Below are 20,947 nucleotides of genomic sequence, written 5' to 3' on the forward strand. Positions count from 1 at the left end.
TAATTTCCAGTCCCTTCACATGCACAAATTGTATTATAGTTCATTACCCCCAAAATGCAATATTTTCCTTAGTTTTTCACCCATTTAACAAAAAATATTTACAATTCGTTGAATACGGACTGCCATGCTTTTCCATACTGGATAGTAGCGCCTATGGGCACAGAGAAGGGAGGCATGGAAATGTCCGAGAACGAGAAGCCCCGCCAACAACCATCAGATACACAGCCATCTAGAGTGAAAAATGAGGTTCCTGCTTCTATGCGGTGGATGCGGCGAATCAAGAAGACGTTTTCTTTCTTCTTCACCTGCAGCCTGCTGTTGCTCATCGGGACAGCCGTCTTTCTGGTTTATTTGCGTTCCCAAACGCTGCCCGTTACCAAAACGATGCAAACCTCCCAAATGTACGATGTACATGGCGAGGTGATTGACACCTTTTACTCTGGTCAAAATCGACAGGTGGTTTCATTAAATGAAATATCCCCCTACTTGATACATGCTACGCTCGCTGTGGAGGATCAGCATTTCTACGATCATTTCGGTGTTGATGTCAAAGCGGTAGCACGTGCGGCCATTGTGAATGTCCAAGCGATGGCGAAGGTACAAGGAGCAGGCACGATCACTCAGCAATTAGCCCGAAATTTATACTTAACACATGATCGTACGTGGACGCGTAAAATGAAAGAAACGGTATATGCCGTTCAAATGGAAATGCAGCTTAGCAAGGATGATATTCTTGCTGATTATTTGAACCAAATCTATTACGGCCACTCGACATATGGTATTGAGACCGCGTCTGAGCTGTTCTTCGGCAAGCATGCCAGTGAGTTAACCTTAGCAGAAAGCGCCATGATCGCTGGCGTTCCGAAAGGACCGCGTTACTATTCCCCCTATTATGATCTGCAAAATGCGATGGATCGGCAAAAGATCGTCCTCCAGACAATGGTGAACAGTGGCTTTATTACCCAGAGCGCCGCGGATGCCGCTGGCAGGGAGAAGCTGACGATTCAGCCGTTAACGAAAAAGAAGCCTTCTGCTGCCCCTTATTTCAGGGATTATGTACGTAACCTAGCGACGGAAAAGCTCGGCATTACCGAAGAACAATTCGACGAAGGCGGCATTCGCATCTATACCACGTTGGATAAGAATGCCCAGCAAATTGCTGAGAATGTGATAACGAAGCAGCTCGAAAGTAAGCCCGAGCTGCAGGCCGCTTTGGTCGCTGTCGACCCGCGAACGGGCGAGATCAAGGCCATGGTCGGCGGACGCGACTATACCGAAAATCAGTTCAATCGCGCTCTCTCGAATACGCGGCAGCCAGGGTCTTCCTTTAAACCATTCGTCTATATGGTTGCCTTGATGAATGGCTTTACCCCTGTCAGCATGGTCAAAAGTGAGCCCACTGTGTTTACTTACGATGATGGGCGGCAGCAATATACGCCAAGAAATTTCAATGACCTGTATACGAATGGGAATATTGATATGCGTCAGGCGATTTCGAAATCGGATAACATTTACGCGGTGCACACGATTCTCGAAGTGGGTCCGCAGAAGGTCATAGACTTCGCGCGTAAGCTAGGCATTGCTTCACCCATGAGGCCGCTGCCGTCTCTTGCGCTAGGTTCCTTCCCCGTGAGTCCACTGGAGATGGCTTCGGCCTTTGCCTCTATTGCTGATCAAGGCATACATCGAGAACCTACCGCCATTTTGCGAATTGAAGATGCGAATGGCAGTGTCTTATATGAAGCGACTCCGGCAGAGGAGCAAGTGATCCCGCCTGCGGTTGCGTATGTGATGACGAATTTAATGGAGAGCGTATTCGAAGAGGGAGGCACTGGCAACCGTGTCGCCAGTACCATTAAGCGGCCGATTGCCGGCAAAACAGGTACAACTGATACGGACGCCTGGCTCGTCGGCTTCACACCTGAGCTTTCCACCGCAGTCTGGGTCGGCTATGACAAGAGCCGCGATATCTCAACGGTCGAGTCTCATCTAGCCTCACCGATCTTCGCGGATTTCACGGAACAGACCTTGGATGCCATTCCGCCGAAGCTGTTCCCGATCCCTGAGGGTGTATCGACCGTTTACATTGATCCTGTGAGCGGCAAATTGTCCAATGAGGATTGCCCGAACGCCAAGATGGAGGCTTTCCTCTCTGGGACAGAGCCTACTACGTATTGTACAGGCAAGCCTGCTAATCCAGATGCGGCGGGCGGTCAAAAAGCCGGTTCCAAAGGGGATAACGGCTCTTGGTGGAACGACCTTAAACGTTGGTGGAACGATTAATTCCCCAATAATAGAAAACACAAAAAGGCAGTACTAAGCGCGTCTTAGTCCTGCCTTTTTGCTGTCCTAGTATATGAGGTAACATACACTAGGGTCTAGTATACCCGCTTCGACATTGTGTAACAATGGATGACACATAATGTTCATATTCTTTGTATTTGCTAAAGAAAGCTTAGGAAAGCGCGTCCTTCAAGCTTTGATCGGAGCGATTCCACCAGTCCTCATTGTGCGCAATCAGACAGTTTCGAAGAGCTGCTCGCTCGCTGTCAGACAATCCATCTAGGATAAACTTACGCTTCATCGCGCCATCCATTTTGTTCACATGCTCAGCAAGAATCTTCCATCCGCGACGTGCTTCGGTATCGACTAACATTTCGCAAGCGGACATCCCCGCATAGTAGGCGCCCTCTTCTGTTCGATCAACCGCTACCCACACAATCCAGGCTTTACGGCCATTCGGGACATCCTCTTTGTTCGTGGAGAATTTGATCCCTTTCTCAATCTTACTCTTGGCATGCAGTGTTCCTTCATCCAGATACGCTTCATCCCCGTCAATAATGATACCGGAGACGTTACTGAGATCAATAGCTCCTGCACCGAAGCCTTTGTGATTCACTTTTGAGCTTACTATATTTAAGGCTAGCTTCTTCTTATCCGCTTCCATAAGGGCACCTTCCACTCTACATTAGGTTAAAATGACGACTTGCTTTCATTGTAGCGAAAGTCACCCCGTAGAACAAGAGGCGGAGGCTTGCCATTCCTATTTCTAAACATTTCTTCCCCTCGCAGAAATATTCCCTAGGTTGTCTACATATACATGCTGTAGATGCTTGTTTAGGCGGGGTGAATCTCATGGATATGAATGCTCTATTCAATAGCCGCAAGGTACAGTGGTTTGCTGTCATGCTCCTTGCTGCCGGCGCAGTGTTACTTACGAACACCTTGCTCCCCTCCACACCAAGAGGGACCGTTCCTGTCGTCTCTAAAGATGTACCTTTTGCAAAGACACCGGACATGCAGCCTGCAGATAATGGCAAACCGTTAGAAACCTCAACACCACTTAGTTATCGTATTGCTGAATATCACATGAACGTTGCCTACACACCAGAAACACAGCAGCTCCAAGGGCAACAAACGCTCACGTGGGAAAATCCAGGCTCCATTCCTGTGAAAGAAATTTATCTCCACCTCTATCCGAATGCATTCGCTTCGAAGAAAACGACGTTTATGCGCGAATCCGGGGGGAAGCTGCGGGAGGATGAAGCCAAGGCCGAAAGCGGCGGCAGCATGGAGCTGTTATCCGTGAAGTCCGATACTGGCGACGATCTGACCAAGCGGATGTCGTTCGAGCAACCGGATGACGGTAATAAGGACGACCATACACTGCTCAAAATCCCATTGACTAAGCCAGTAGGACCGGGAGAACGTGTGACCATTAATACCGAATTCCTTGTTAAGCTGCCTGCAGCTTTTGCCAGAATGGGGTATGTGGATGACTTCGTTATGGCCGGGCAATGGTTTCCGAAGGTTGCCGCTTATGAACGCAAGGGGACAAGAGGACGGACGGAGCCTGGCTGGGATCTCCATCAATACCATGGAAACTCCGAGTTCTATGCCGATTTCGGGATGTATGATGTGAAAATTCAAGTGCCCGCGAATTATATGGTGGCGGCCACAGGCTTTCAGGTTAAGCCTGCTGTGACGGACAAGGGCATGAAGACGTACCAATTTTATGCCGAGGATGTCCATGATTTCGCATGGTCGGCGTCGCCTCATTTCGTCTATGTGGAAGAGCCCTTCTCTGCCCCACAAGTTCCTGGGGTTAAAATCAAACTATATCTCGATCCCAATCATCAAGATTTGAAGGATCGCTACATGTACGCAGCTAAAAAGGCGCTCTCGCGTTACAGCCAGTGGTACGGAACGTATCCGTACTCCACGCTTTCAATCGTTGTTCCGCCCCCTGGCGGGAATGGTGCCGGCGGCATGGAATATCCGACTTTGGTCACCGCGTGGGGTGCCAGCGACAAAGATCCCGATTTAGAACTGGAACGTGTCGTCGTCCACGAGATCGGCCACCAATTCTTCTATGGGCTTGTCGCCAGTAATGAATTCGAGGAAGCATGGCTTGATGAAGGCTTCACCTCTTATGCGGAGGATAAAGTCATGGAAACTGAATATGGCGATGTGCCTAATTTACCTGTCGAGTCCAGCTATATCACTTCACCAAATGGGCTGCAGAAAGAGGCATGGGCCTACAAAGGACATGATCAGTATGCAGAAAACGTGTACACGCGCGGCAAGCTCGTGCTGAAAGCGATTGAGCAGCAAGTCGGCACCAAGGTGATGGACCGCATTATGAAAACTTATTTCCAGCGGTGGCAGTTCAAGCATCCATCTACGAAGGATTTCCAGCAGGTTGTGGAGGATGTCAGCAAAACGAAGTGGGATGATTTCTTTGATCAGTATGTATATGGCAGCATGATGATGGATTATTCTGTCGAGCGTGTGCAGGTGAAAGCTCAGGGGCCTAAAGGCGCTGAAGCTTATGAAAGCACAGTTCGCATCGTTAAGCATGGCGGCAACTCCCCGGAAGTGCCGATTCAGTTCCACTTTGCAGATGGTACAACGCTGGATAAAACATGGGATGGCAAGGAAAGCAGCATCGATTTCACTTTAACGCATGCGTCCCCTGTCGACTGGGTGCGGATCGATCCCAAGTACACACTCATCCTAGAAAATAAGCACATCAACAACTTTTATCAAACGCAACTAAATACAAAGTGGCAAATTCGGTGGAATCTCGGCATTATTCAGCTCCTGCAAGCCATCTTCGGCTCAGTCGCCTGGTAAGGACTTGACTTACGTCTTATGACAAACTCTGAGCGTATGCTTACGAAGCCAGTTTTCTAAAGAAAATGTTGAGGAGGGACCTCGTTGGCCACCTATATCAAATCCGGCTTCAGGGCAGCTATGGCGCAGCCTTTTGCCACGATCATTCTATTCCTGTATCAGATGGGCTGGGGTATTCTCCTGTATAAGCTCGTGCAGGGAATACTTGTCCCCCTCATGCATCGTTTTCCAGGCGCTGAGCAGCCCAAACAAGCTTTACAAATTTTCTTAGCTGAAGGCCAGTTTCAATTGATCAAAACAGATCTCAGCTATTCGTATCTCTGGTGGCTTGCTGCGCTGCTATGTGCTCGCATGCTGCTTACGCCTCTCCTGAATGGCGGTGTCTTCTACTCACTTACACACTCCCACCAGAACGCTGGCTATCGCTTTGTTCGCGGGATGAAGCAGCTCATGCTTCCGTTCTTGCTTGTATATCTGATCCGGATCGCCTTTACGCTGCTTCCATTAATCTGGATCTTTCCGAAGGCCACATACATTCTAGGACACAGCGCCTCTTATGAGCAGGTACTTCTCGATCTTCTGCCTTGGATAACTAGTTTATTGGTGTACGGCTTTCTCCTGCAGCTTCTCTTTATGTACGTGCAATTCGCGATCGCAGCTAAGCTTGGTATCTTATCGACTGTTATCTCTTTCTTTCGACATTCGCTGCCGATTATCGGACTTGCCATCACCCTTTTACTATTCACAGGACTATTGGCAGGGGTCACGGTCACAGCCACCTACCTGTGGGCAGGACTGGTAGCACTAATTATTTATCAGCTGTACCCCCTATTTCACATTTTCATCCAGATCTGGGGCATCTCTTCCCAATATCAGCTACTTTCAGCCAAAATATCCGATTAATAGCCAGCAAAACAGCGAATAGGCAGGCATTCACCCCCTTTCCTTGAGAAAGGGGCTTTTTTTTGTCTTATTTCCGAACTATTTCGCTTATTTTCAGCCTATTTTCCAAACTAAAAAGAGGATTTTCATTCTTTATGACGAATTAAAAGGACTAGCATCAAAAAAACCAAATATTGCATGCCGAATTCCTCAGTTTATGGGGAAACGGGGGAACCACTCCGGGTGAATTGATCTTGCAAGACAGGGATCATAGGGAACCTTCAACCGAACCCTCCAGCTAACCTCGTAGGCACCGGAAGGAGACAAGCAGTTGAAGAAAGTTGTTGGTCTTGTTTTTAGTCTTGTTTTGTTTTTGAGTGTTAGTGTAGGAAGCGTTTTCGCAGCATCCGATATGGATAATGCGGTAGACGAGCTTGTTGGAACTCCTTACAGATGGGCAGGAACGACAACCAAAGGATTTGATTGCTCTGGTTTCACGTCCTACTTGTTCGGCGAGTTCGGCATCGACATGCCACACAGCTCCAAATCACAAAACAAAGAAGGCTACTGGGTTGACAAAAGTGATCTTCGTAAGGGCGATCTTGTATTTTTCAACACGGATGGCAGCGGTATCTCTCATGTAGGGATGTACCTCGGTGATGGTGAATTCGTTCACTCCGCTACCAATCAAGGTGTTGTTAAGAATAAGTTGAGCGAATCCTATTATGCGAAGCGATATGTATCAGCCAGACGTGTTCTGTGGGATGATATCTACAATCAACTAACTGCTGAATCCAAGTAATGTTCTCGGCACAGAATAAAGCCCTGCAAGCTTTGCTCGTAAGAGCGGCTTGCAGGGCTTTATTCATTTGAGCGAGGACATCAGCGTATACGATATATATCGGGCTCGGGCAACATAAGTATGGAATTAACAACTACACGTTTTTTATTCGAGGAAGGATCAGACTGCATGGATACTAACGCTAGCAAACTTCCCCCATTTCCCGGTATTGTTCAATCTATTGATGAGATTAGAGCGGATATCGGAGAGCCGCATCCCGCGGTTACAAATAAAGTTATCAATCAGATTGACGAGCACGCACGTGCCTTCATTGCCAAATCGCCTTTATTCTTCTTCTCCACGTCGAATACGAATGGCTCGAGCGATGTGTCCCCACGCGGGGATGCCCCAGGATTCGTTCGCGTCTTAGATGAACGCCGTTTCATCTTCCCAGAAAGACTCGGCAATCGCCGACTAGACTCGATGCAGAATCTGCTGACCAACCCGCAAGTCGGTCTCCTGTTCATCATTCCTGGTGTCGAAATGGTGCTCCGTGTCAATGGCCGCGCTTATTTGACGAAGGATGAAGAATTGCTGGCGACGATGCAGCTGAATGGCAAGTCACCGATCGCAGCTGTTGGCGTCGAAGTGCAGGAATGCTTCGTGCATTGCAGCCGCGCACTCAAGCTGTCGAGGATTTGGGAATCAGGTACTTGGGTACCCGAGCAGGAACAGCCGGACGGCATGGATATGTTCCGTGCGCATCTGGCACTGAACGGGATTGCGCTGGAGGCGTAGGCAGGAATCTCGGGATGTAGAACATCAACCAAAAGAAGACGCTCAAACAACCAAAATGTGTAACTTGACATCGGATGTGAGCCGTCCTATAATAACGGCATGTCGTTTTCTAGGGTTCCGAGGCGTGTCTTCGTCTGCTGGTCCAAGGGAAAACACACAGCGAATACGCTGTGGTCACGGAGGGAGAAAAGCCCGGGAGTCTAACGCAGCAATGCGAGACTCTCGGGCTTTTCTCTGTTTTTTTGGTGACACTAACAACATCGATCGCAAACCTAAAGGAGTGAGAACTTATGGCATGGTTATACCTGGTTATTGCAGGTGTTTTTGAGGTGGTGTGGGCCATCTCATTGAAATTTTCCAACGGATTTACACGGCTTGTCCCCACTGTGGTTACAATACTCGGAATGATCGTTAGCTTTTATTTCTTAGCGGCGGCTACGAAAACTCTTCCCATCGGAACCGCCTATGCCGCTTGGACCGGAATCGGTGCTGTCGGTGCCATTATCATTGGCACGCTATTTCTCGATGAACCGATCAGCCTGCTCCGCATCCTATTTATGGTCCTGATCTTGGTGGGTGTGCTTGGGCTGAAATTTACGTCTGGGCACTAGGACAACTGTGCTTAGAGGTCGAACTGCTTGGGTACAAATGAAATGCGTACTGCGATTAGACCTCGCTCATCTGCGTGACCACATTGGCAATCCGGCGGAGGCGTGTTTCTTGTGTTTTCGCGTCCTCGACTTGTCGGACGAATTCTTTGCGCTTAGAGAATGCGAGAGCTTCGAACCGCCCGGTAGCGCCTTCTACTTCAGACAATGCAGATTGAAAATCGGCTGGTACTTCAACCGTGCGAGGCGCGAGATCCAAAGCCAGCGTCACCTCGACGGGGTCATCGGCCTTTAAGCCGGAGGCTTGTCGATGGGCTTCGCTAAGCGGAATGAGGTATTCGCCCCCCATGACTGCGATGGTTGTTCGATATGTGTAACCGTTCAGGGTCACGGAAACGCTTGGCTTTTTGCCTCCTGCTAAAGAAGTCATGACTTCTTCGGGAATGGAAATCCCAGCAGCATTTTTATTGTGGGCTTTCATCACGGTTGTCTGGAACGTTACACTCATGGTTGATGCCTCCTTGGTAATGGTGAAGAATGGCTTTATTTCTAACGGACCTGTAAGCCGCTATTTCCGGAAAAACAGGATGGTTCCCGATGTAACGGACTCCAGCGCCGTTATTTCCAGTTTTGGGGGCAAAAAGGCGCCCCAAGGAAGCGAGTAACGGCTGTGACGTCCGTTAGAATTTGCAGAACTCCTTTTTCGCTAAAATAGCGTCTGCTGTGTCCGTTAGGCATTGGAAATGATGATTTTCCAGTTAGAGTTGGATTACGGCCAGGTTCAATGTCAAAGAACGACAAAAAAGCCGAGCCCCACCCTACGGATGGACGCTCGACCCTATTACATTAGCTGACGTTCCTCGCCATAGCGGCGTTTGAGCTGATTCAAGAAAAATTGCAGAGACAGGAACAGCATGGCAAAGCTCGTTCCCGCGCTGAGAATAATCCACGGATGCAGACGAATATAGCGTGCGCCGTAGGCGATCAGCGACAACCATTCCCCGGAGGTACTGATGTTGATTTGGAAGCCGGCTTCTGAGTCACCGATCGTTTCGGTACCACCCAAAACGAGATTGAATACGGCAAGCTGACCGAGTAGGAAGAGCACTTGCATGAACTCGCTTAAGAACATAAACATCATTTCATTTCTCATCGAGGGGAAAATATGCCGCAGCGTTCGATGCCAGAAGGAACCGCCCATGAGGCGGGACGCTTCAATGAACATTTTGCCGCTATAGTAGCGCGTACGGTCTGCGACCTGATGTGCTAATGGGAACATGCCAATCAGTGTAATTAGTATTACGAAGGTGGTGCTGAACAACAGCTTGTTGTGTGGATCCGCTTTGGCCCCGAGATCAAGCCTCAGCCCATAATACATTCCCGCTAGTGGCGGATAGAGGAAAATAAATGCCGGTACCGCTGCAACCGCCCACTGTAAGGATCGGAGAAGGCCTCGGCCCCTGCCCGTCATCCCGCTCCACAATCCCCATGGCAACGCCATAGCCAATCGAAGAAAGGTTAGCGCAAGTGCCGTGCCAAGTGTGTATTTTAACCCATTCAATAACAAGCTGAGCATGTCGAAGCCTCGATGATCCGTTCCGAGCAAGAACGTGCTGTTAGGTGCATAAGGCGGGATTGCGTATCTGGTTTTACCGTCTTCTTGATATTGGATCATGTTGATTTTGTCCTCTGGCGTAATGCCATGCGGCTTCATCCAGCCCCCGAACACCATCACAAGCAGGAAGATGGCTAGGAAAGCGATCGATACATAAAAAGCGGTAGTCGGACGTTTTCTCATGGTCTAGCCACCTCCTCCGCACGTACCACGAACCGCTTCCGCAATAGCGCATACAGGACATGAAAGGCCATCGCAACCAATCCAAGCACCACGCAGATCGCGGACATGGAGGTAATCCCTTGGTAGATCGGCAATATGATGAAGCCTCCCAAGCCCCCAATGCCACAAATCGCCTCCGCGACAGCCATACTGGCTAGAGCTAATGTCGTAGCTCTTGGCAAAATAGCCAACACATCCTCCATCACATTCCGCAGCACATGCGAAAAGAGCACCTCACGTCGCGTCAATCCTTTGGCCATTGCGGTTACAACGTAATCCTGCCCCAATTCACGTGCAATGGCTACACGGAATGTCCCATAAATCGTAACGGACGGAATCAGGGCTATCGTAAGGAAAGGAATAAGAAATGGTGTTCTGTCCCCCACTTGAACGATGAGCAAAACATAGTGCCCTAACAGCTTAGTCGCGTAAATTGCCGCCAATTGTATAAGCACGATCAGGAAAAAGTCCGGTAGTCCAATAAGCAACGCATGAATACCATCCAGCATGACGCCTATTCGCCTCGATATGGAAGCCCACAGGGCAAACAGCATACTGAGTAGGATCGCGAGCAGCAGGCCAGGTATGAAGTAGGTGCAGGTTTTTAAAAGCATTTTAGGTATCGCTTGCGTCATTGCCACTTCTTTACGTGTATAGGGATCTCGGTACTTACCGAAATCGCCATGCAGGAAGCCTTTGAGCTGATCCTTGACGGTATAACCATAATAACGCCACGAAATGATAGGCTTGTCTAACGGAACGACCGATGATCGCAGTACACCTTTGATCGTCATGGCTGTACCTTGGTATTCCCAGAACTTGCCGTAGGGGACCTCTAGCAGACCGCTTTTCTCATTCAAAATCTTACTGCCAGGCAGCATCTCACTTAGCTTCTGAATGCTAATGCTGGCATTGACCGCCACTTTGATCTGATCGGGCTGGACGGACAAGAACATCTGCCTGATATTACTCAGCAAGAAAATACCAATCAGTGTGACCACACCCAGCAAAAGCCACCGTCCTATTGACTTCAATCCATGCCACCTCTTTATTATTTACCTTAGGTAAAATAGTCTTCGTATTGTGATAGTTTATCACGAAGGTTTTGGGATGGACTAGTACATTCTATTGAAAGAGAAAAAAGCTTTCATCGCCCTGGTCGAACAGGGAGGTGAAAGCTTCCTTACTTAAGAGCTAAACTGCGCATGATGCAGTCGGCTGTACACACCGCCCACAGCGATGAGTTCCTCGTGCGCGCCTTGCTCGGTGATGCCATCTTCCGTTACAACAACGATGCGGTCAGCGTTCTTGATCGTCGCGAGTCGATGTGCAATGACGAGCGTCGTGCGGCCCTTCGACAGCTCCGCCAAGGATTGCTGGATCGCCGCTTCGGTCTCGGTATCCAGCGCCGATGTCGCCTCATCGAGGATGAGAATCGGCGGATTCTTCAAGAACATGCGCGCGATCGCGAGGCGCTGCTTCTGCCCGCCGGAGAGCTTGACGCCGCGCTCTCCGATCACCGTATCCAGTCCCTTCGGCTGGGACTGGATATACCCCTGCAGCTGCGCGCGCCGCGCAGCGTCCCAGATTTCCTCATCCGTCGCGCCTAGCTTGCCGTACGCAATGTTCTCCCGCATGGTGCCGGAGAACAGGAACACATCCTGCTGCACGATGCCAATTTGGCGGCGCAGCGATTCCAGTTCGATCTGACGGACATCAAGCCCGTCGATCGTAATGCTGCCTTCGGTGACGTCGTAGAAGCGAGGCAGCAAAGAGCAGATCGTCGTTTTGCCTGCGCCGGATGGCCCGACGAATGCGACCGTCTCTCCCGCTCGAATCGAGAGGGAGATGTTGTTCAACACGCGAGCTTCGTCCCCGTAACCGAAGGAGACGCTATCAAACTTGATCTGCCCCTCTAGGTGATCCACCTTGCGGGCATTCGGATGATCAGCCACCTCTGGCTCGGTGTCAATCACTTCGATGTATCTTTTGAAGCCAGCAATCCCCTTCGGATAGCTCTCAATGACGTTATTGATTTTCTGAATGGGACCCAAGAATACACTGGTTAATAGTACAAAGGCAATAAACTCGCCATAGCTAATTTGCTTATCGATCACAAACCAAGTGCCACAGATGAGCACGAATACCGTAACGGAACGCATTAAGATGTAGCTTAAGGAGATGTTCCAGGCCATGATTTTATAAGAAGCCAGCTTCGTCAATCGGAATCGGCCATTGTTTACATCGAACAATTTCTTCTCATGGGTTTCGTTCGCGAATGCTTGAACCACTCGAATACCGCCAATGTTATCTTCGACTCTGGCATTAATATCCGCGAGATCGCCCATCATGCGGCGGAAGGTTTTGGTCATTTTCCGATTAAAATATACCGCAATCCACAGCAGGAACGGCACAATGACGAACGTGAGCAGCGCCAGCTTCACATTGATTTGCAGCATGAGCAGAAGTGCGCCAATGAGCGTCATCACGGCAATAAACAGATCCTCAGGCCCATGATGCGCAACCTCACCGATTTCTAGCAAATCATTCGACATACGCGACATTAACTGCCCTGTTTTGTTGTTGTCATAGAATCGGAAGCTCAGCTTCTGCAGATGGTTGAACATCTTTTTGCGCATATCCGTTTCAATATTAATCCCCAGCTTATGACCCCAATACGTGACGACGAAATGGAGCAGTGTGTTAATACCATAGACGGCAAGCAGACCTAAACAAGCCCATATAATCCAAGCCCAATTCCCTGCAGGAAGCAATTTATCGATAACCTGATTGACGGCGAGCGGGAACCCAAGTTCCAATAGCCCAGCCACAACAGCACATGTAAAATCCAAAATAAATAAGTGCTTATAGGGCCGATAGTATGAAAAAAACCTTCTTAACATGTGTCTATTCCACCTTTCGTAGCGTTGACAACCAACATGGCTTCGCATTTGTACTGGTTGCAACATGCCTATTATACCTGAAACCCTCCACAAATAGGCAATTGTCGGAGGACATGTATCCCTTATTTTCATATGAATAGGTATATCATATCCTGGCTGTGGAGGCATGGAATCATGTTCAACAACTCTATGGATACGCGAACTGCCATTCGCCTCGCGGCGATGTGCGGCCAAAGCTATACCCAACTTGAACAAGGGACGGAAGGCATTATTTTACCTGCTACTTATCGGATTGTTACTCCTTTTACAGCGAATTCAGCCTTTGGCGGGCGCGAGCTATTCGGCTTCATAACGGAATCCGACAGCCAAATTGACGTTGTATTTCGAGGGACTTCCACCGCCTCAGATTGGATCTCCGACGCCATTGCTAGGCAAACCGAATTTCCCTACGCCAAACAAGGCGGCCTTGCGCACCAAGGGTTTCTAGCTATCTATCAATCTGCGCGCAAGCAAATTATAACGGCCATGAACAAGTTGTCTGCTCACAAGCAGCTTTACCTCACGGGGCATAGCTTAGGTGGTGCACTCGCAACATTATGCGCCTCTGATTTAGCAACGAATACGAAGTTCAAAGACCCTGCTGTCTATACCTACGGTTCGCCTCGCGTAGGGAATACGACCTTCGCTAATCAATTTAACCGTAAAACAGGCCCCCACTACCGCATCTACAATCGTAATGATATGGTCCCTAAGCTTCCCCCGCTCGTTTATACATCTCCGCTCACTGGTGATCTCTATCATTATATTCATGTTAAAAAAGGGGTTGAGCTCGACTTTCCGACCGGCTCGTTTGCAGGTAATCATGCCGTTAGCGGCTATTTCAATGAACTGACTAAGCTGGATCCGAAATACGCCAAGCTCATCTGCGCCAAAACGCCGGGCTTCTGCCCGAACTGAAAGAGACTATGGGGATGGCCCATAGTCTCTTTTTACTGTACTATCCTTCACGGTTGAATTGGTTCGTTGGTTCCCCTTATTCGAGCTCTGCAAAAAGCGCCGATGACAAATATCGCTCACCGGTATCCGGCAGGATGACGACGATCGTCTTCCCTTTATTCTCAGGTCGTTTGGCTAACTGGACCGCTGCGTATGCTGCCGCTCCAGATGAAATACCGACGAGAAGACCTTCACTCTTGGCCAATTGGCGTGCCGTCTCCATAGCCCGTTCGTTGCTTACGGTGAGAATTTCATCCACGACAGCCCGGTTAAAATTATCTGGCACAAATCCAGCGCCGATCCCTTGAATCTGGTGCACGCCTCGTGTGCCACCTGAAAGTACAGGGGAATCTGCCGGTTCTACCGCAACAATTTGAACATCGGAATGTCGCTGCTTCAGGATCTCTCCTACACCTGTAATGGTGCCTCCTGAACCTACGCCAGCCACGAAAATATCAACCTTACCGCCCGTATCTCGCCATATTTCTTCCGCTGTTGTTGTGCGATGGATTTCGGGGTTGGCTGGATTGTTAAATTGCTGCGGGATATAGGAGTTAGGCAGTTCAGCAGCTAATTCCTTGGCTTTGCGAATTGCGCCTTGCATGCCTTCGGCAGCTGGTGTGAGCACAAGCTCTGCGCCAAGCGCTCTGACAATTTTGCGGCGTTCCTCACTAAATGAGTCCGGCAAAATAATGATCAATCGGTAGCCCAAGGCAGCTGCCGCAAAGGCAAGACCAATGCCCGTATTGCCACTCGTCGGCTCAATGATGACGGTGTCTTGATTGATTTTCCCTTTGCGTTCCGCATCCTTCAGCATGGCATAGCCAATGCGATCCTTCACGCTGCCTGCCGGGTTAAAATACTCCAGCTTCGCGACAATTCGCGCTTCTACCTCTTGCCGTTTATTGAAATTCCAGAGCTCAAGCAGCGGTGTATTGCCGATTAGCTCTGTTAAGTTATTATATATTTTGGTCATTGGGGGACCCTCACTTTCAAAGGCGTAATATTAAACCTATACGTTTAGTAGGATAAACCAAGTATAGCACCAGCCGTGAAGGAATTTAAATCAATAATCCTGATGAATGGGTGTGGTATTTTCTTATATTGGGGATTCTGCCGAAGATCTATTGGTCGAACATATGGTACACTGATTTTTAGGTTGTACAAAATCATAAGCAGAAAGCAAGGAGAAACAACATATGAAACTCGTATCTTGGAATGTAAATGGCTTGCGAGCCTGCGTGAATAAAGGGTTTACGGATTATTTCAAAGAAGTGGATGCTGACCTATTTTGCCTGCAGGAGACGAAATTGCAAGAGGGACAGATCGAGCTCGACCTCGGCGAGGGGTATAAGCAATATTGGAATTATGCGGAGAAAAAAGGGTATTCCGGCACAGCCGTTTTCTCCAAAGTGGAGCCACTTTCTGTCCGTTATGGCATCGAAGAAGATTCAGAGCCCGAAGGTCGCATCCTAACATTAGAATTCGAGAACTTCTATCTCGTGACGGTGTACACACCGAATGCGAAGCGCGATTTATCCAGACTGCCCTATCGGTTAGAGTGGGAAGATCGGTTTCGTGACTATTTGGTCGGATTGGATACGGTTAAGCCCGTATTGGTTTGCGGTGATTTGAACGTGGCCCACAACGAAATCGATTTGAAAAATGCCAAAGGCAATCACAACAACTCCGGCTTCACCCTCGAAGAGCGTGGCAAAATGACGGACTTGCTGGCAGCAGGCTTTATCGATACGTTCAGACATCTCTATCCGGAGAGAACGGACATGTACTCATGGTGGTCCAATATGCCAGGCGTTCGTGCCCGGAATGTGGGATGGCGGATTGACTATTTCCTCGCGTCAGCGCGCTTAGTACCTACGATTACTGATGCATCGATTGCTTGTGATATTCTGGGGAGCGATCATTGTCCAGTTGTTTTGGAGTTGGAATTAGCCTAGTGAGCTGGACTGAGCCCAATCCCCGACTTCAGGAGGGGTGCCCACTCCGACCATAGCCACTGCTGGAAATAACTTCCTACATGGTACGATCGAGTCAAATCAAATTCGATGACCTGTGAGGGATGCAAAGTGAAAAGAAACCGAAGAAGACGGCGGAGTTGGATTTTTGCTATTTTGGCTTTTCTGGCCGTTGTGATTGCGGCTTATTGTACGAAGAAAATAAAGTTGTAGACCGGGTGGGACTCGAAGAATGACAAAGCCCTTGAACGTTTAAGTAAGCCATAGATATACGGACAGCCCGTTCAATTGTGAAGGGGCTGTCCTTTGTTTATGAGGACGTCTCCTGCGTTGATGCAGGATTGACCGCAAACAGCGAATGAATATTCCCATCCGGGTCAGCAAAGAAACATGTCGTGTGCCCCCATGACTTGGGCTTCGGCTCTGTAATCGGGGTAGCTCCTTTGGAGACGTATTCCTGATAAAGAGCGCTCACTTCTTCCGGTGAATCACATTGAAAATTGAACTCAAAGGCTTGCCCTCTACGCTCTTCCTTAAACGAAGGATGATCATTCGTATTATCAGCCATCAGAGGATTCGAACAAATCGCTAGACGTACGCCGCTATTTTCAAATTCGACATAATCCGCTTCATCATGCGATCCCTCCGAATTATAAATTCTGCTCGCTTACCCCCGTCGCCGGATCGAACGTCAGCATTTTCGTGCCGATTTTATCGATGAAGAAGCGATCATGGCTGACCGTAATCACAGCACCAGGGAAATGAATCAAAGCCTGCTCCATGACTTGAATACTCATGAGATCGAGATGATTCGTCGGCTCATCCAAGATGATAACCGCCGCGCCGGAGAGTAGGCATTTGGCTAGCGCGACACGCGCTTTTTGACCGCCAGATAAGTTGCCGATAAACTTGCTGAGATCCATCTCTGAGAATTGCAGCATGGCTAGGAATTTGTTGACCTTTTTCCGCGGGGCGTCCAGTCCCAGGCCATACGTATTCACAGCATGACTGACGGTATCCTTCGGATTAAGTTCCTCCCACATCCGGTTAAAATAGGCGTAGCTGACGCCTTTCTCCCAGGTGACCTCGCCGGACTCCGGCTTCTCCTGTCCCGTAAGCACCTTAATGAGCGTGGATTTCCCGCTTCCGTTCGGGCCCACGATGACTAGGCGGTCTTCCTTTTGAATATCGAAGCTGACGTTCTGAAAAATGGTCCGATCCTCGTAGGTCTGCCCGATCCCCTTCACCTCGCACAGCTTGTCAGGAAACCGCAGACGCTCATAAATATCCGTGATCAGCACGTTGACGGGGTGCGGTTCTATCCGCTTTTTGTTATCGGCTAGCTGACGTGAGAGACGGTCCTTGGACGTTTTCTTGCTGGCGCGGCTATCGATGGCTTCCGATTCCATGAGGAGCAGCTCTTCTTCCCACTCAAATTGGCGGTCGAGCTCCTTTTTGCGCATCTTCTTTTTACGGATATAGTCGGTGTAATTGCCTTCATAGTCCTGAAAACGATAGTTTTCGATCTCGATCACCTGCGTGACTACTTTATCGATGAATTCTCGGTCATGGGATATGAGAATCATTGCGCCTTTGAACCGATAGAGCCACTGCTCCAACCAAGCGATCCCTTCAATATCCAAGTAGTTGGTCGGCTCATCCAACAGGACAACATCAGGTAGCTCGATGAGCATTTTGGCCAGCGCGGCACGGTTTCTCCAACCACCGGATAACTCATCAATTGGCTGATGACGCGACCGCTCATTGAAGCCTAGCTTCGTAAGCACCGTGTTAATCTCAACGGATACATTCCATCCGTCCAAATGCTCCATTTGCTCAAATAGCTCTGCCTGCCTCGTCAACAGCTTATCCATTTCCCCATCATCGGTGACGATACCAAGCTTTTCTCCAACTTCCTGCAACTCGCGTTCAATAAGCGCAACCTGCTCGAAGCACATTTCTAGCTCTTGCTGAACCGACAAGCTTCCGGTCATTTCCGAGAATTGCGAGAAGTACCCTATTTTAACCTGCGGATCTATCTCTACTTTGCCTGACGTCGGCTCTTCCTTACCCATGATCAGTCTAAAAACCGTCGATTTCCCGGCACCGTTCCGTCCAATTAGGCCGATACGCTCACCTTGGCTCACCTTAAAATAAATATCGCGGAAGATCATCGTATCTTCATATTTCTTCGTGACGTTCTCTAAACGAATTACGCTCATAGCTATCCCCTTTGTCCTGCATCAGTTCTAGGCTGATTATATCATGTTTGGGTTAAAGGCATTTTATTTCGCTAAATGGTGTAATGTACAGTTGACTTCATGTATAGTGTAAGTTACATTATGTATGTAATATTTTACTAAAGGTAAAAATAACCAATTATACAGGAGGCATGGAGAATGTCCTATCAGGAGAAAAAGCATATCGTCTCATTCATAAGCACTTTGTTGATTTTCGGTTTCTATTGTTTGTATGTATTTCAAAAGGCTCCGGATACGAGCATGGACCCAACGGAAATCTTCCGCTATTGGGCCTTAGCTATCTTCATCTTAATTCCTATATCCATTATAGCCAAAATCATCATCTCCATTGTCTTCACCATCCTCAATCGCATAATGTCCAAAGAAGTGGAGCCTTCTTTCTCTGATGAGCTCGACAAGCTAATTCATTTGAAAGCCACTAGAACTTCTCACTATGTGTTCATCATTGGCTTTCTTCTCGCCATGGGATCCATTGTCATGGATATGTCACCCTCTATCATGTTTATCATTTTTATTTTTTCAGGATTTCTATCAGAGTTAGCCGGTGTATCCACACAGCTCTACCATTATCGGAAAGGAGTTTAAGATGGGCAAAAGTTTGATCAGCAATCACATACGGAAATTACGTTTTAATCAAGATGAAATGACTCAACAGCAGTTGGCGGATAAAGTCGGGGTAACAAGGCAAACCATCGTCGCCCTCGAACAAGGCAAATACTCCCCTTCACTGGAATTGGCTTTTCGCATTGCTCGTGTCTTCCAATTACCGTTGGAAGATGTTTTCTTTATTGAGGATGAACAGGTGTGAGAAAGGCCAATCTCAATTCCGGAGGGATTCTTATGAGAGCGATTGTATGTGCAAAGTACGGAACACCCGAGGTTCTTCAGCTCAAAGAGGTAGTAACGCCGACGCCTAAGGATAATGAAGTACGGATTAAACTACATGCAGCCATCGTCACACCTTCGGACTGTGCTTTTCGTAAGGCTGACCCTTTTATCATCCGCTTGATGTATGGTCTGCGCAAGCCGAAGCATCCGATACTAGGTGTGGAGTTGGCTGGAGAGGTTGATGCAGTGGGCAAAAGCGTAACGTCCTTCCGACCTGGTGACCGTGTTTCCGCAATAAGTCCGATTACATTCGGTGCCTATGGGGAGTACGCTTGTCTGCCAGAAGCTGGCACATTGGCTCTCCTTCCTGCTAATGCGAGCTATGAGGAGGCTGCGGGTCTCTGTGACGGGGCTTTAACCGCAAGAATATTTCTTAGAGATACTGCAAGCCTGCAGCGCGGTCAGAAGGTATTGATCAACGGAGCTTCCGGTTCCGTAGGGGCTTATGCAGTACAACTCGCGAAGTACTTCGGGGCAGAGGTCACGGGGGTTTGTAGTTCCATGAACGTGGGGCTAGTGAAATCTCTAGGGGCTGATCGTGTCATTGATTATACCCAAGCGGATTTCACCAAAAACGGTCAGACCTATGATGTGATTTTCGACGCGGTAGGCAAGCGTTCATTCTCACAATGTAAAGGATCGCTGACTGCACAAGGCGTCTATCTCTCCACGGTTCCAACGCTAGGGATTATGCTTAACATGCTACTGACGTCCAGATCCAGCGGCAAAAAAGCCAAGTTCACAGCTTCGGGCTTGCAGCAAAAGAAAGAAAATCTCGTATTTCTCGCGGAGCTTTTTGAGATGGGAGAGATAAGAGCAGTGATCGATCGTCGCTACCCGTTGGAGCAGATGGCCGAGGCTCACAGGTATGTGGAGACAGGGCGTAAGAAGGGGAATGTGGTTATTACTTTTGAGGGGCGCGCGGAGAAGTAAAAGAAAAAGCAATGGCTAAGGTTACTACTTACCTCAGTCACTGCTTTTCATTCCTTCATTTTCCTTTTACCACTCTTGTGCACGTTCATCTGATATCGTACCTCTAATGCTCATGAGATCAGAGATACCTGATTCCTTGTAATCAACTAAAAACTCACTCTTCATTATGGTCACTGCTTGACCCGCCATTAATACTCTGTCTTTATAAAGACTAATTTTAAGATAACCACCTCGTTCAGAAGCCTGGTAAGCGACCATTTCCGTTTTATTTAATTTCCTCCCCCAATAGGGACCAAGACCACAGTGGGCGGATCCGGTTACAGGATCTTCATTGACCCCCACTGCCGGGAAAAAGCATCTAGATACAAAGTCATATTCATTCGATCTGCTTGTGATAATGATTCCTCTTGCGTTTATTGTTTTCAATACGTAGAAATTAGGCATTAAGTTTTTGACGATGTCTTCGGATTCCACTTCAATGAAATAATCAAATCTATTTCGTCCAACAAATATAGGCTCGATATGTAATGCTTCAATTAATTCTTTAGGATATTCACTTTCGTTGACGGGTTCCGCAGGGAAATTTAATTGAATCCATGAACCTTGCTTCACCGCGGTGAGAAGTCCACTTTTCGTATAGAAATTCGCAGTCTTATCCTGCGCTAAAATATTTGTTCCCCACAGCATATGTGCGCTTGCTAATGTAGCATGACCACACAAGTCAACCTCTGCGTCTGGAGTAAACCATCGAAGGGAGTACCCAGCGTCCTGCGGGAACAAGAAAGCCGTCTCCGATAGATTCATTTCGGCAGCTATGTTTTGCATGTGAACATCATCAAGAGGTTCAGAAGTTAAACAAACTGCGGCCGGGTTGCCTTTGAAAGCAGTTCCAGTGAAAGCATCCACTACGTAAATTGTCAACGCCATACTAATGCCCTCCCTGTTTAG

Annotated in this window: 20 protein-coding genes and 2 riboswitches; of the genes, 11 read left to right on the top strand and 9 right to left on the bottom strand. The window is 48.4% G+C overall.

Features of this window, described 5'->3' with window-relative positions; translation table 11 throughout:
* Positions 1-180: 180 nt before the first annotated feature.
* On the top strand, positions 181-2,283 hold the full coding sequence (locus AC58PQ_RS24000) for a transglycosylase domain-containing protein (protein ID WP_497246069.1): 2,103 nt from the start codon (positions 181-183) through the stop codon (positions 2,281-2,283).
* A 172-nt stretch (positions 2,284-2,455) separates the two neighbouring features.
* On the opposite strand, the gene AC58PQ_RS24005 is transcribed toward AC58PQ_RS24000, so the two are convergent.
* Complete coding sequence (locus AC58PQ_RS24005; RefSeq protein ID WP_497246071.1) at positions 2,456-2,947, bottom strand: YwhD family protein; 492 nt, start codon at positions 2,945-2,947, stop codon at positions 2,456-2,458.
* Between the two features lie 194 nt (positions 2,948-3,141).
* Between AC58PQ_RS24005 and AC58PQ_RS24010 the strand changes: the two genes are divergently transcribed.
* The 5 genes from AC58PQ_RS24010 to AC58PQ_RS24030 all read left to right on the top strand — a co-directional run bounded on the left by AC58PQ_RS24010 (position 3,142) and on the right by AC58PQ_RS24030 (position 8,208).
* A complete protein-coding gene (locus AC58PQ_RS24010; RefSeq protein ID WP_497246193.1) occupies positions 3,142-5,136 on the top strand; it encodes a M1 family metallopeptidase in 1,995 nt (664 codons plus the stop codon).
* Between the two features lie 84 nt (positions 5,137-5,220).
* Complete coding sequence (locus tag AC58PQ_RS24015; RefSeq protein ID WP_497246073.1) at positions 5,221-6,039, top strand: hypothetical protein; 819 nt, start codon at positions 5,221-5,223, stop codon at positions 6,037-6,039.
* A gap of 168 nt (positions 6,040-6,207) precedes the next feature.
* Positions 6,208-6,346, top strand: a riboswitch (cyclic di-AMP (ydaO/yuaA leader).
* Between the two features lie 3 nt (positions 6,347-6,349).
* Positions 6,350-6,820, top strand: coding sequence for a C40 family peptidase (locus AC58PQ_RS24020; protein WP_497246075.1), 471 nt, complete (start codon positions 6,350-6,352; stop codon positions 6,818-6,820).
* Positions 6,821-6,988: 168 nt separating this feature from the next.
* The gene (locus tag AC58PQ_RS24025) at positions 6,989-7,597 is read left to right on the top strand and encodes an MSMEG_1061 family FMN-dependent PPOX-type flavoprotein (RefSeq protein ID WP_497246077.1); all 609 of its coding nucleotides are present in this window, start codon (positions 6,989-6,991) and stop codon (positions 7,595-7,597) included.
* A gap of 98 nt (positions 7,598-7,695) precedes the next feature.
* Positions 7,696-7,798: riboswitch (guanidine-I (ykkC/yxkD leader) on the top strand.
* 89 nt (positions 7,799-7,887) lie between these two features.
* The gene (locus AC58PQ_RS24030; RefSeq protein WP_497246079.1) at positions 7,888-8,208 is read left to right on the top strand and encodes a DMT family transporter; all 321 of its coding nucleotides are present in this window, start codon (positions 7,888-7,890) and stop codon (positions 8,206-8,208) included.
* 55 nt (positions 8,209-8,263) lie between these two features.
* Here AC58PQ_RS24030 and AC58PQ_RS24035 read toward each other — a convergent pair whose 3' ends face one another.
* The 4 genes from AC58PQ_RS24035 to AC58PQ_RS24050 form a co-directional block, all read right to left on the bottom strand.
* Positions 8,264-8,713: a YdeI/OmpD-associated family protein gene (locus tag AC58PQ_RS24035; protein WP_497246081.1), complete on the bottom strand. Its 450-nt coding sequence runs from the start codon at positions 8,711-8,713 to the stop codon at positions 8,264-8,266.
* Positions 8,714-9,046: 333 nt separating this feature from the next.
* Entirely contained in the window at positions 9,047-10,003 is a 957-nt protein-coding gene (locus AC58PQ_RS24040) for an ABC transporter permease subunit (protein ID WP_497246083.1), read from the bottom strand.
* Positions 10,000-11,076 carry an ABC transporter permease subunit gene (locus AC58PQ_RS24045; protein WP_497246085.1) on the bottom strand — a complete coding sequence of 359 codons (1,077 nt, stop codon included), beginning with the start codon at positions 11,074-11,076 and terminating at the stop codon, positions 10,000-10,002. Before AC58PQ_RS24045 ends, AC58PQ_RS24040 begins: the two co-directional genes overlap by 4 nt.
* A gap of 153 nt (positions 11,077-11,229) precedes the next feature.
* Positions 11,230-12,945 carry an ABC transporter ATP-binding protein gene (locus tag AC58PQ_RS24050; RefSeq protein WP_497246087.1) on the bottom strand — a complete coding sequence of 572 codons (1,716 nt, stop codon included), beginning with the start codon at positions 12,943-12,945 and terminating at the stop codon, positions 11,230-11,232.
* Between the two features lie 174 nt (positions 12,946-13,119).
* Between AC58PQ_RS24050 and AC58PQ_RS24055 the strand changes: the two genes are divergently transcribed.
* Complete coding sequence (locus AC58PQ_RS24055; protein ID WP_497246089.1) at positions 13,120-13,902, top strand: lipase family protein; 783 nt, start codon at positions 13,120-13,122, stop codon at positions 13,900-13,902.
* Positions 13,903-13,978: 76 nt separating this feature from the next.
* On the opposite strand, the gene cysK is transcribed toward AC58PQ_RS24055, so the two are convergent.
* Positions 13,979-14,917, bottom strand: a complete 939-nt coding sequence (gene cysK, locus AC58PQ_RS24060) for a cysteine synthase A (RefSeq protein WP_497246091.1) — start codon at positions 14,915-14,917, stop codon at positions 13,979-13,981.
* A 223-nt stretch (positions 14,918-15,140) separates the two neighbouring features.
* Here cysK and AC58PQ_RS24065 point away from each other — a divergent pair, with 223 nt between their 5' ends.
* The gene (locus tag AC58PQ_RS24065; RefSeq protein ID WP_497246093.1) at positions 15,141-15,899 is read left to right on the top strand and encodes an exodeoxyribonuclease III; all 759 of its coding nucleotides are present in this window, start codon (positions 15,141-15,143) and stop codon (positions 15,897-15,899) included.
* 328 nt (positions 15,900-16,227) lie between these two features.
* On the opposite strand, the gene AC58PQ_RS24070 is transcribed toward AC58PQ_RS24065, so the two are convergent.
* Both AC58PQ_RS24070 and AC58PQ_RS24075 read right to left on the bottom strand, forming a co-directional pair.
* Positions 16,228-16,575, bottom strand: coding sequence for a VOC family protein (locus tag AC58PQ_RS24070; protein WP_497246195.1), 348 nt, complete (start codon positions 16,573-16,575; stop codon positions 16,228-16,230).
* Complete coding sequence (locus AC58PQ_RS24075) at positions 16,568-18,139, bottom strand: ABC-F family ATP-binding cassette domain-containing protein (RefSeq protein ID WP_497246095.1); 1,572 nt, start codon at positions 18,137-18,139, stop codon at positions 16,568-16,570. The genes AC58PQ_RS24070 and AC58PQ_RS24075 overlap by 8 nt, the downstream gene beginning before the upstream one ends.
* 177 nt (positions 18,140-18,316) lie before the next feature.
* Between AC58PQ_RS24075 and AC58PQ_RS24080 the strand changes: the two genes are divergently transcribed.
* Genes AC58PQ_RS24080 through AC58PQ_RS24090 form a run of 3 tightly spaced genes read left to right on the top strand, consistent with a single transcriptional unit; the run spans position 18,317 to position 19,999 of the window.
* The gene (locus AC58PQ_RS24080; protein ID WP_497246097.1) at positions 18,317-18,763 is read left to right on the top strand and encodes a hypothetical protein; all 447 of its coding nucleotides are present in this window, start codon (positions 18,317-18,319) and stop codon (positions 18,761-18,763) included.
* Between the two features lies 1 nt (position 18,764).
* The gene (locus AC58PQ_RS24085; RefSeq protein WP_497246099.1) at positions 18,765-18,986 is read left to right on the top strand and encodes a helix-turn-helix transcriptional regulator; all 222 of its coding nucleotides are present in this window, start codon (positions 18,765-18,767) and stop codon (positions 18,984-18,986) included.
* Positions 18,987-19,018: 32 nt separating this feature from the next.
* Positions 19,019-19,999: an NAD(P)-dependent alcohol dehydrogenase gene (locus AC58PQ_RS24090; protein WP_497246101.1), complete on the top strand. Its 981-nt coding sequence runs from the start codon at positions 19,019-19,021 to the stop codon at positions 19,997-19,999.
* A 66-nt stretch (positions 20,000-20,065) separates the two neighbouring features.
* Here the strand turns inward: AC58PQ_RS24090 and AC58PQ_RS24095 are convergent, their stop codons facing one another.
* On the bottom strand, positions 20,066-20,926 hold the full coding sequence (locus tag AC58PQ_RS24095; RefSeq protein ID WP_497246103.1) for a PhzF family phenazine biosynthesis protein: 861 nt from the start codon (positions 20,924-20,926) through the stop codon (positions 20,066-20,068).
* Between the last annotated feature and the right edge of the window lie 21 nt (positions 20,927-20,947).

This window comes from Paenibacillus sp. J22P143 (assembly GCF_059692035.1).

Bases quoted from the DNA above. Each gene is read 5' to 3' on its own strand.
- AC58PQ_RS24010 (WP_497246193.1), top strand. From the start codon at position 3,142: ATGAATGCTCTATTCAATAGCCGCAAGGTACAGTGGTTTGCTGTCATG.
- AC58PQ_RS24065 (WP_497246093.1), top strand. From the start codon at position 15,141: ATGAAACTCGTATCTTGGAATGTAAATGGCTTGCGAGCCTGCGTGAAT.
- AC58PQ_RS24095 (WP_497246103.1), bottom strand. From the start codon at position 20,926: ATGGCGTTGACAATTTACGTAGTGGATGCTTTCACTGGAACTGCTTTC.
- AC58PQ_RS24085 (WP_497246099.1), top strand. From the start codon at position 18,765: ATGGGCAAAAGTTTGATCAGCAATCACATACGGAAATTACGTTTTAAT.
- AC58PQ_RS24075 (WP_497246095.1), bottom strand. From the start codon at position 18,139: ATGAGCGTAATTCGTTTAGAGAACGTCACGAAGAAATATGAAGATACG.
- AC58PQ_RS24040 (WP_497246083.1), bottom strand. From the start codon at position 10,003: ATGAGAAAACGTCCGACTACCGCTTTTTATGTATCGATCGCTTTCCTA.
- AC58PQ_RS24005 (WP_497246071.1), bottom strand. From the start codon at position 2,947: ATGGAAGCGGATAAGAAGAAGCTAGCCTTAAATATAGTAAGCTCAAAA.
- AC58PQ_RS24055 (WP_497246089.1), top strand. From the start codon at position 13,120: ATGTTCAACAACTCTATGGATACGCGAACTGCCATTCGCCTCGCGGCG.
- AC58PQ_RS24050 (WP_497246087.1), bottom strand. From the start codon at position 12,945: ATGTTAAGAAGGTTTTTTTCATACTATCGGCCCTATAAGCACTTATTT.
- AC58PQ_RS24035 (WP_497246081.1), bottom strand. From the start codon at position 8,713: ATGAGTGTAACGTTCCAGACAACCGTGATGAAAGCCCACAATAAAAAT.
- AC58PQ_RS24090 (WP_497246101.1), top strand. From the start codon at position 19,019: ATGAGAGCGATTGTATGTGCAAAGTACGGAACACCCGAGGTTCTTCAG.
- AC58PQ_RS24080 (WP_497246097.1), top strand. From the start codon at position 18,317: ATGTCCTATCAGGAGAAAAAGCATATCGTCTCATTCATAAGCACTTTG.
- cysK (WP_497246091.1), bottom strand. From the start codon at position 14,917: ATGACCAAAATATATAATAACTTAACAGAGCTAATCGGCAATACACCG.
- AC58PQ_RS24025 (WP_497246077.1), top strand. From the start codon at position 6,989: ATGGATACTAACGCTAGCAAACTTCCCCCATTTCCCGGTATTGTTCAA.
- AC58PQ_RS24030 (WP_497246079.1), top strand. From the start codon at position 7,888: ATGGCATGGTTATACCTGGTTATTGCAGGTGTTTTTGAGGTGGTGTGG.
- AC58PQ_RS24000 (WP_497246069.1), top strand. From the start codon at position 181: ATGTCCGAGAACGAGAAGCCCCGCCAACAACCATCAGATACACAGCCA.